Below are 10,172 nucleotides of genomic sequence, written 5' to 3'. Positions count from 1 at the left end.
TCGATTCTTTGTCTGTCGGTAGGCAGCCTACGCACGGAAACGACAGACATTTTTTCAACTACTTGATATTCCCTCTTTACCTCGCCCCCTTAAGTTGAGCTCTAGGCGCCTGCGCGGAAAGGACGGGTGAGCAATTACGATTTACGCACGATTTCATGTTACTTCAATAACCTAACTATTGGCAGTCTTAAAATGGAGTGCCTAAATTATCATCGGTAATTCCTCGAAAAAATCCAAGCGGTTTTCCATTGGCGCCCTCATCTTCTCACCGAGAACTAGATAGATAAGATAAGAAGTTGGTTCTAGACAGCGTTGTGTTTTCTTTTTTCACTTCTCCTAAAACATCGCGTTTTTCCAGGATCATAGTAAAGTTTTTTAAGGCATCTATCAGAGAAATAGGAGCTTCAGCGAATTCTTCTTTTTGAGAATCGGGAATAATTTCAACCAAACTAGAAATCTCCAAGAAAAGTTGAGGAAAATCAGGATTTGTTAATATGTTTTCTTCAAAAAGGCGTCTACTGATGTATTCGAGGTTGCGTTGCACACGCTGTAAGGTTATTTAATTCGATTTTTTTGTTCGAACTCGTTCGTTCTGGCTCTCTTTTCTCCTTTTTTTATGATTTGAAGGTTGCTAGCATTCCTAATTATTTCATCAAGTTCCTTATCGCTAGCGATGATTTGACTTCCATCAGAATGCCAAAGTTCTGCACCTGCAGCCGTTAGGGAGTTGACAATCTGCAAAGTAAAATTTTAGTCTTTTCGGAATATTTATCGAGAACCGGTTCTAAAAGGTTCTGTCTCTTATATTTAACTTTTACATCAGCATGGGTACTAAATTAATAAATCGAGCGTCTCTACTCGAAAATGGCGCAACGGACAAATTAAAGCAGTTTCTCCTGACTTATTGACTATCTCTTTGTAAGCGCCAGCCTCCAAATAATAGCTTTGGCAATAAGAAACTTTCCTTTCCTGGCCACTTTTATTAAGAGCGTGTCACCCTGGAAATCCATCTTTGGCGGTACGTTGAGACCCCACTTCGTCGTCTGATGAAAAGAATCTCTGCGAAGATAGTTTTGTATTATGTCTAAGCTATTTTCTTCTATAGCATATTACGAGCATTTCAAACGATGAATCGAATACACTAAGTATCGAATTCTTTGCTATTAATGCGCTCCCTCTTACAGGATGTCCTTTTCGGCTCAACCTTCTTCTCGGCGTTCGAGTTCCTGTCAGTGTTGAGCGTATTGTGCTAGTGGGAGTCTCACGTCTACTCATAGAATATCACTATTTTTGATGTCAAATTCTTGATTGATGAAAATCGGTTAATCTGAGGCTATTTTTATTTAAGCAAAGTCAGTTTTATCGATATCAATCAACTCCATATTGCACCGCTAGTTTAATCAGTTCCACATCGTTTTTAACGCCCAGTTTGTCAAACATGCGATAACGATGAGAATTAAAGGTCTTAGTGGTAATGTGCAATTGCTTGGCAATTTCTTCGGCTTTCATTCCCTTTGCCAGTAATAATAAAACTTCCATCTGACGGTGACTCAATTGATCAAAGGGTGATTTAGTCGCTGTCGTTTTGCTTAAGGCTAGACGGCTCGCGATGGCCGAGCTGATATAACGCTGGCCGCTGTGCACAGCTCGAATCGCTCGTTCTAACTCCCTAGAATCGCTGCTTTTGCTGATAAAACCGCGAACCCCAACCTCTAATAAACGCATGGGTAATAGCTTCCATTCCATCGCCATCACCACGAAAATCTTAATTTCGGGATCGCGGCGCAAGAGTTTACGGGCCAATTCAAGACCGTTAGTGTCCGGTAATTGAAAATCAAGCATGACGACATCCGGTTCTTTCTCACGGCGTAGCGCCAGTCCTTCTTCCCCGGTACTCGCTTCACCTACGATGCGAATCCCTTTAACTTGCTCTAGCATTAAACGCATGCCACGACGAATCAATACATGATCTTCAATCAAAAGAACATTAATCAAAGGCTATTTCCTCAATTCCTAACTTTATCTTGTCTTTTAATGCTACTCTACCTGCATGACTAGTTGCAAATGGTTTTCAATCGTGATTACTGCATGTTGGAGCTGGGTTAACTAAAGCTTTAATAAATCGATGGTTAAAAATCTCGGCCGCAAGCCAAAGATTTCTTTCAAATTTTGCATTTTAGTTGCGTTTGGTTAAATATTTGTCATTCGAGGGGTGTGCAGAAAAAGTAATTATGATTATATTTTATTTCATCTTATTCGCGGCTGTTGTTTATCTGCTACTTCCCGTCGGCGGCGTTCGACCCAATAAAAATCGCCTCTCTTTATTTATTTCGCTTGCCATTGCACTTGTTTTCTTCCGAAAATTAACGCATTTGACCCATAACTTGTTATGCTCGTGGTTTTAGATAAACTAAAAAAGAACGAGAGAATGGATATGAAAAATGAGGATTAAAAATAAAAAAATCATTATTTATGCTGAAAATGAATATCAAGAATTAGAACTTTGGTATCTCTTACTTAGAATGAAAAAGGAAGGCATGGAAGTGATTAATGTAGGGCCTAAAAAAATCAAGTTTACAAAAGTAGATTAAGCTATCCTGCAACTGCCGAAGCTACTCCCGATTCCATTACTATGACCAATTTAGTGCACTCGGTATTTGAACGACAGAAAACCGTCGCTGTTATTTGTCATGCCGCTTGGGTTTTAATATCCGATAATATTATCAATGAGAAAAGGGGAACTTGCTATCACACAGTAAAAGACAACTTGATTAACGCTGGCGGAATTTATTTAGATCAACTGGTCGCGAAAGATAAAAATTTAATTACTTCTCAACAGCTAGACGATTTACCACAGTTTTGTCAAACTATTATTGCTTCTCTGCAGTAATCGATCAGTTAAATTTTATCTTTCAAAAATCATAACAACGACTGCGAAACCGGCAGGCTTAGAATGTAGGAGGTTAAGCTGATGAAAATTCCTATTCTCATTGTTACAAGCTTTATATTGTCTAACCAGAAAGGCATTTTTATCTGATTAACAAGAGTGAGGTGGTTCTGGTGAGAAATCAGTTGCCTACAATAAAAGCTCAACATCCTCCAAGCCTCTGCGGCATATTGAAACCGGCTGATCACAAAATCGGTGAAGTAGTGTTGCGAGAAAAACAATATCTCTAAAATAATAAGCACAATGACTAGCACCATTGCTCGCAACGCCGGCGCCTTTTTAGCAAAGTTACTGCATAATAAGCACGAAGCAAATAACGGCAATAGTCAGAGCGCTTGCAAAAATATGCAACCAAGCCGACAATATGACTGGAACGCTCCAAAGTGCCGTCCAAGGCAATACGGGGGATGATAAGAAAAAGGCGCTAAAACCAGACCTGCGATTAATTTTGAAACAATTGTTTGAGTCTGACTAGTCAGTATCGATTGCCAAAATAAAACGCTGCTATCTTTACGATCGTCGTACAAGTTCGCTAAAAAATAATAAAATACCATAAGCCATAGTACTAATACAAAGGGTGAAGCAATAGCCGTAAAGGCTCCCGGAATTAGGTCAGCTACCCTTTGGTTGGCCAATTCGGATTGAAGGCTACCAATATCTACCATTTGCTCGAATGACGAAATAAAAAATGCTATAACAACTAATACAAAAATTTCTGCTAAAATCAAAGGCACGTTAAAAAATTACCATGTTGTTCCAAAAATTCTCTATTAATTAAACTTAAAAGAGCAGACATTATAAATTCTCCTTGATTTTATCGACAAAAATCTCACTAATAGATGGCGCGGTGATTTCGCCATATTTTTCTAATTCGTTTTTATCAATGTTCTCAAAAATAAATGGAATTCGCCGAATCTCTTTACTCTCAAAGATGAGTTTTAACGGCTGTAAAAATCAGGCCTGATCCGGCATCGCTCTTACTTCCGTGAACCGTTCAGCAACTTCTTCCATCGAGGATTCAAGAACGAGATCACCTCGATTAACCATAATTAGATTCGTTAAAATATTTTCGATTTCTTCCACTTGATGCGTCGCAATAATAGCCTCTCATTGCAATAATCATTAAGAATGATATGGAAAAAATTTTTTCGATATAAAATATCTAGCCCGAGGGTGAGTTCGTCAAGCAGCAAACTTTCAACGTCGATCGTCATGACCAGTGCTAAACGCAATTATACGATCATACCCTTAGAAAGTTATTTCACCTTCTGATGCATTTTGATATTCGTTTTATTTAAAAATCCTAAAGCCTTCTCTCCATTAAAATTCGGATGCACACCTTCTACAAATTCGATAAGATTCTCGACCTTGATCCATCTCGGTAAAATTCCGACATCGGCAATAAAGCAGAAGTGGTACATAAGCTTTACTCGATCTCTCCGCGGATTTAACCCTAAAACATTCAACTCACCCGAATAATTTGTTAATCCTAAAATGGATTTTAATAAAGTGGTCTTTCCCGATCCATCGGGCCCGATTAATCCCACAATTTAGCCGCGCTTTATTATAAAGTTAATTTTTTAAGTGCAGCAAATTTGCCATACTTCTTATTTAAGATGTTTTGCATCGATGACGTTCACTCCAATAGCTCCTTAAGATCTACACCTAAGCGTTTGAGTTTATTTTTAATTTGCAGCTATTGTTTTTTTAAAAAATATTTTTTTCTTGAGTTAATAGACGGTGACGTGCGCCAGCTTTAACAATCATACCCAATCCGCGGCGTTTCTCAATGAAATTGTCATCCAGCAAACTTTGATAAACTTTAGAAACAGTCAGCGGATTGATTTGATATTCCGTGCTGATTTTTCGGATCGACGGAATCATTTCACCTTCCACATAACTCCCATCAATAATCGCTTCCACAATTTTGTCTCTGAGTTGGTGATAAATGGGTTTTTTCTCGTCCCAACGCATCATCTTCCCTTACTCTTGTAGACCCTTATCCCCATTGTGATCAATTGTTCTTCCATTTTCTTCCGGGGCTTCTAGCATGATAATCCACATTAAGATATAGGCGATCATGCCAAATCCTACCGAGAACAAGATCATTAGGATGAAGAGCAATCGCATAATGGTCGCATCTACATTAAAGTATTCAGCTAATCCGCCGCAAACGGCAGCGATTTTGCGATTGGTGCGGCAACGATATAAACGTTTAACTTTTTAGTTCATTTTGATCTTCTGAGTTAGTGTTTTAGTTAAGTATAATACTAGAATTTAAATTGTGTAATTTTTTTCAAGGAGGAAGAATAGACGGAAGTCACGTTTTTGAAAGATCCCTCTCTCGCTGCGAGAGAGTGTAGAGATTATTTTTTGCTAAATGATTCAGCAGTGCGCTTTCGAATTTCTTCGTCTGATAAATCTTCAATATGAGTGTAAATATTCCATGTATGAGCAAAAAGGTCTTCTAATGTTCCGGTGCGGTTGTCATAAAATTGATTTTCCACTTTGCCTTTTAATTTCCCACCTGCGTTGACGGCTCGCTCTGCTGTTTTATCCACGTCTTCGACATACAAATGGATAGTCACTGGCGACCTCCCGTAAATGCGCGAACTTCGCGCTCCCATTTCAGGGAATTCATCCGCTAACATAATTCTAGAGTCGCCAATTCTCAATTCCGCATTACCGATCTTACCGCCCGGCATTTCCATGCGTATTTCCTCCTCAGAATCAAACGCTTTTCTGTAAAATTTAGTCGCCTTCGTTGCTTCATTGACAAACAAATAAGGCGTAATGCTGCGATAGCCTGGCGGAATTGCCGTTGGTTTTTTACTCATAATTATCTTCTTTTTTCGATGGGCACCCATCTTTATTCTTTAGGCCCGATATAATCGGCATTGCGCCGAATAATACGGTTATTTTTGCGTTGTTCAAAGAAATGCGCATACCAACCCGTCACCCGAGACATAACAAAAATAGGCATAAACAATAATTTAGTCAGAATATTTAGAAAATGATACGCTGTGGCGCTATAAAAATCCAAATTCGGGAAGAGTTTTTTCTCATCATGCATTGTCTTTTCAATGACATCAGAAATATCAAATAAATAACCATCCCATGCATTGGGGCTAATTTCTAGGCTCAAAATTTTATAATTGAATTCCGCGGATATCGATCCCGATAAACCGCGTATCCAAAACCCATGATTAATTATTTATTCGCTAATTGTCGTTTAATCCAGGCAATAGCTTCATCCGGAATTTTATAAAGCATAATTAAATCTATGGCCGCTTCATTCGATCCGCCATGCAAAGGACCGCGTAAACTGGCAATGGCTGCGGTGAAGGCTGAATAAATATCCGAAAGCGTTGTGCTACAAACGCGAGCACCAAAGGTTGATGCGTTAAATTCATGTCCAGCGTGCAGAATTAACAAGGCGTTCATACAATCAATAGCCACCTGCTCTGCCTTTTTGCCAAGCAGCAAATGCAAAAAATAACTGGCTAGCGTTAAATCATTCAGCTCAGTATTGATTCACTTTCCGCGGTGAAAATAATGATACCAATAACATCGAATAGTGCGAAAAATTGCTACTAATCTATCCGCAACGTTTTGCTCATTTTCAAATCCATTTGCAGGTTCCAAATTACCAGCCATAGAACAACCCCTCCGCATCACATCCATTGGATGTGAATTTGCTGGTGTTCGTTCTAGCGTGTCTTTAAGTGCAGGAGGAAGTGAACGCAAGTTGACTAATTTTTTAGTGTACGTGTCGAGTTCTGATTTTGTTGACAGCTTATTTTTCAACAAAAGTAGGCAACCTCTTCAAAAATTGCGTTGGCGGCTAAATCTTCTATGCGATAACCACGATAAGTTAACCCATGCCCTTCTTTTCCAACTTTGGCTATCGACGTTTCGCCCGCGGATTGTCCTCTTAAACCTTTTGCTGTTTTAGTCATCTTGTTTCCTCTTAACTAATTGATTTAATTTATCTTCACAGGCATGATAATTTAGGGCTTCATACAATTCTTTGCTGGTTTGCATGAAAGTTAAACTCGTTTTTTGCACGCCGTGTTTTTTTATGTCTTCATACACAGCTAAAGTCGCTTTACTCATCACTCGGTTAGCCGAACGCGGATAAAGCACCATTTTAACACCGTGATTAGCCAACTGCACAGCCGTATAAAGCGGTGTTTTACCAAATCAGTCATGTTAGCTAAAACAGAAACCTTTACTGCTTTACAAAAAATGGAATAATCATTAATGTTTTCTAACGCTTCCGCAAAAATCATGTCAGCGCCCGCTTCGACGTAAGTACACCCTCGATCAATCGCTGCTTTTAATCCTTCCGCGGCACAAGCATCGGTTCTAGCTATTAGGACAAAGTCGTTCAACTCAACATCAACTTCTGCTTTAATCCGGTCCAGCATTTCATTTGTATTCACAAGCTTTTCGCCTGGGCGATGACCACAACGCTTTTGTACGACTTGATCCTCCATATGGACCGCCGCTACTTGCGCTCGCTCCATTTCTTTAATCGTGCGCGCAATAGTAAACGCACTACCAAAACCCGTATCGATGTGAACCAATAAGGAAAGATGTGTAGCAGCGGTTATGCGGCGAGCGTCTTCTAATACGTCATGTAACTCAGTAATGCCAAGATTTAGCAATCCCAATGTATTAGCAAAACTCCAACGCCGGACAAATAAATGGCTTTAAACCCGACTCTTTCAGCTTAATAAGCCACAATAGGCGTTGATAGCACACACAATTTATAGGGGATGTTCATTAACAACCGCTTGTCAAAAAAGTTTTCCTGAAGACATAGTTGATAGTTCCTCTGGACATTCAATACTGCAGCCTTTTTAATTTTGATGGTTTGCATATGATGAATACTTCTAATAATATTATTTAGTACCTCTATAGTTATTAATTGTTTTTTCGATTCAGCCTTAATAAACGCGGATTCAATACTAGACTTAGACGATTTTATTTTGGCCTCCATTGTTGCTTTAAAACCAAACCCATCTAGTTCCTTGATGATAGCCTTATTGTATGGCTTCAAATCAAAATTTATATCGCGCTGAAGTAGAGAAAGGTCTGAATTCTCAGAAAAATGGTGCAAACTATATAAAACTCTTAAAGCAGAATCCCGGTAGAATACAGCCTTCTCAAAAAATTTTACTCACCACAAACCGAGAAGGGAAATTTCTTGAAAAATTTCTTTAATCGCATTGATGTAGTCTTTTCGCGAGTGACATCCATATTTTTTTCAGCATTTGTTTTACAGAATTGTGTATAACTATTTTCTGGCTTTAATTATGTCGTATAACAGATCGAGGCGAGGATTGTATAAACATTAATTATCTCTTTTAAGTTTTTTAATTTAAATTTAAAGAGTAAAGGTGCGCCCATTCTAAAATTATCCAGCAAGTATTTTTCCATATCTTTAGTACTGCTTAAATGGATAATTTTTATCAAAGATATGAATTTGATCGCACAATGTCTTTTCTAGATAGCCGATTAGGAATAACTGTCGTCTACTCACGAAATTTAATACAATGCCCACAGCGTATTTTTTTGGCGTAAATAGTAATATTTAAATTCAACGATGCTGGTTGAAAAGGATTTGATACAATTATTAACAACACTGGTTACGATATTGACCCGTTCGGGTATCAAAGCATAATAGCTTAAAGCGTAGGTTAACGAAATAGCGGACGGTCCATAGACGGTATTGGCAAGCACCTCTTTTGAGTAAGGCTGTAGTGCAACGGACTTACCAAATACATATAGGCCTTTTTTATGCGGATTAATTCTCCTGATTTTAACTAACCAGAAATTTTATCCCGAGGACGAGCATATTCTTTTAACCTAGATAAAATGAATGGATAGTCAATTTCTTCTTTACCAGCCGATTTTCGCAGGGCTTCTATCTTCATAATAAACTCCAGTATATCGACTATTTTCCGACATACTGGTTAAGAAATCGAGTGCTAGACTTCAAAAATAAGTAAATAGCCCGTATGCGGCGAATGGGAATACGGCCTACTTGGATTCACCATGTCTTTGGGAGCATTTATCTGAGCTTTCGTGTTCAGCTTCTTTCATTAAGTGTTTGAGTTGTACTTCCTTAAAAAGGCGCGCCATACAAGCTAAATTATGCGCCATGTAGCGCGCACCTTTATTTGTATAAATATGTTTGCCGCCATGGGCTTCGATCTAGCTGGACCCGGGAGCTTGCGTCGCTGACCCAATAATAATCGGAATTCGGGGGAATGGTACAGCTTAAATGCGATAAATTAAATAAAGTGATTCCCGCCGCGTTATGAGCTCCGTCTTCATTACCAGTGACAATAACATCACTCACTTTCCTATACAAAGAAAATTGCCCTGTCTAAGAATCAGCTTCTTTATAAGTGCCGTCGAGCCGTTCGATCACCATCTACGCAACTGAGGAGCGTTCTCCAAACCAAATGGGCGCCCCGATAATTAATATATCGCAAAATTTGATTTTCTTAAAAAGCATTGGCTATTCATCAGCCTTCCCTTCACCGGAGGAAACGCCGAACTTAATTTTATAATCAACTACCCCAATAATTTCCCAATTAACATCCAAGGTTTTCAACACACTACAGACTTTATTAATTAATGCTTCCGTATTAGAAACTATAGGGTAATATTTGAGCGTACAATTTAAAATAAGGGCTTTTAATGAATTATTTGAATTATGGATTCATTGGTTTTCTATCCTTTATAATTAATAGTATTCAGGAAGTTTTAGTAGGATCGAAAAAAATTTATCTATTCACAATAGCACTACTGCCTAAAATTAATAGGCATAATTAATTTTTCTTCCTAATAGTTTTTACACATTCGATAAGGCGATTTTTTTTAAGCTTAATGCTTGCATTAAAAACGCGCTGCCTTGCAAAAATCCTTTTTAGCCGGACCAGACCATATTTTAGTTCTACATGTTTGTTTATTGCAATAACCACCGTAAGTGATGTAGCTACTAGAAGTAACAATTTGACAAGTATAAACTACTTTTTTTGGGGCATCTCGATCGACGATACATTCTACATCTAAACAATTGGCCATGGCGTTAAAATAAACTTAAAGCCCATTCATCCCAGCACAGGCTGGCTCCGTACACGAAGGAAAGCGATGAATTTATCTTCTGAGCAGGCGGAATTAATGGAAAGGTTTGTTTTAATTGAAGCAA

5 protein-coding genes and 8 pseudogenes are annotated in these 10,172 nt (G+C 38.5%); 3 read left to right on the top strand and 10 right to left on the bottom strand.

The genetic code is table 11. From position 1 onward, the window contains the following. Positions 1–265: 265 nt before the first annotated feature. Both OWO34_RS03760 and OWO34_RS03755 read right to left on the bottom strand, forming a co-directional pair. Positions 266–1,275, bottom strand: a pseudogene (locus tag OWO34_RS03760) (ankyrin repeat domain-containing protein). Between the two features lie 68 nt (positions 1,276–1,343). Then, positions 1,344–1,995, bottom strand: a pseudogene (locus OWO34_RS03755) (response regulator). A 236-nt stretch (positions 1,996–2,231) separates the two neighbouring features. Between OWO34_RS03755 and OWO34_RS03750 the strand changes: the two are divergent. The 3 genes from OWO34_RS03750 to OWO34_RS03740 are packed head-to-tail and all read left to right on the top strand — an operon-like array spanning position 2,232 to position 2,890. Next, positions 2,232–2,405, top strand: coding sequence for a hypothetical protein (locus OWO34_RS03750; protein ID WP_267256598.1), 174 nt, complete (start codon positions 2,232–2,234; stop codon positions 2,403–2,405). A gap of 36 nt (positions 2,406–2,441) precedes the next feature. After that, positions 2,442–2,591 (top strand): type 1 glutamine amidotransferase family protein, encoded by a 150-nt coding sequence (locus OWO34_RS03745; RefSeq protein ID WP_267256597.1) that lies wholly within the window; start codon positions 2,442–2,444, stop codon positions 2,589–2,591. A 41-nt stretch (positions 2,592–2,632) separates the two neighbouring features. Next, positions 2,633–2,890, top strand: a complete 258-nt coding sequence (locus OWO34_RS03740; protein WP_267256596.1) for a DJ-1/PfpI family protein — start codon at positions 2,633–2,635, stop codon at positions 2,888–2,890. A gap of 22 nt (positions 2,891–2,912) precedes the next feature. On the opposite strand, the pseudogene OWO34_RS03735 reads toward OWO34_RS03740, so the two are convergent. The 8 genes and pseudogenes from OWO34_RS03735 to OWO34_RS03700 all read right to left on the bottom strand — a co-directional run bounded on the left by OWO34_RS03735 (position 2,913) and on the right by OWO34_RS03700 (position 8,695). After that, positions 2,913–3,746 (bottom strand): annotated as a pseudogene (locus OWO34_RS03735) (ABC transporter permease). Further along, positions 3,743–4,587, bottom strand: a pseudogene (locus OWO34_RS03730) (ATP-binding cassette domain-containing protein). Before OWO34_RS03730 ends, OWO34_RS03735 begins: the two co-directional pseudogenes overlap by 4 nt. Positions 4,588–4,643: 56 nt before the next feature. Further along, a pseudogene (locus tag OWO34_RS03725) lies at positions 4,644–4,924 on the bottom strand (GntR family transcriptional regulator). 6 nt (positions 4,925–4,930) lie between these two features. Then, positions 4,931–5,170 (bottom strand): annotated as a pseudogene (locus tag OWO34_RS03720) (PspC domain-containing protein); the annotation flags it as partial. 143 nt (positions 5,171–5,313) lie between these two features. Further along, positions 5,314–5,784, bottom strand: a complete 471-nt coding sequence (locus tag OWO34_RS03715) for a VOC family protein (protein WP_267256595.1) — start codon at positions 5,782–5,784, stop codon at positions 5,314–5,316. A 32-nt stretch (positions 5,785–5,816) separates the two neighbouring features. Continuing rightward, positions 5,817–6,906 (bottom strand): annotated as a pseudogene (locus tag OWO34_RS03710) (citrate/2-methylcitrate synthase). Then, a pseudogene (prpB, locus tag OWO34_RS03705) lies at positions 6,899–7,719 on the bottom strand (methylisocitrate lyase). The pseudogenes OWO34_RS03710 and prpB overlap by 8 nt, the downstream one beginning before the upstream one ends. Before the next feature lie 781 nt (positions 7,720–8,500). After that, entirely contained in the window at positions 8,501–8,695 is a 195-nt protein-coding gene (locus OWO34_RS03700) for a hypothetical protein (protein ID WP_267256594.1), read from the bottom strand. Between the last annotated feature and the right edge of the window lie 1,477 nt (positions 8,696–10,172).

It is taken from the genome of Coxiella endosymbiont of Ornithodoros maritimus (assembly GCF_907164965.1).
In the GTDB taxonomy this organism is placed as follows: Bacteria; Pseudomonadota; Gammaproteobacteria; order Coxiellales; family Coxiellaceae; genus Coxiella.
The sequence above is the reverse complement of the archived record's forward strand: the minus strand, read 5'-3'. Positions and strand labels throughout refer to the sequence as shown.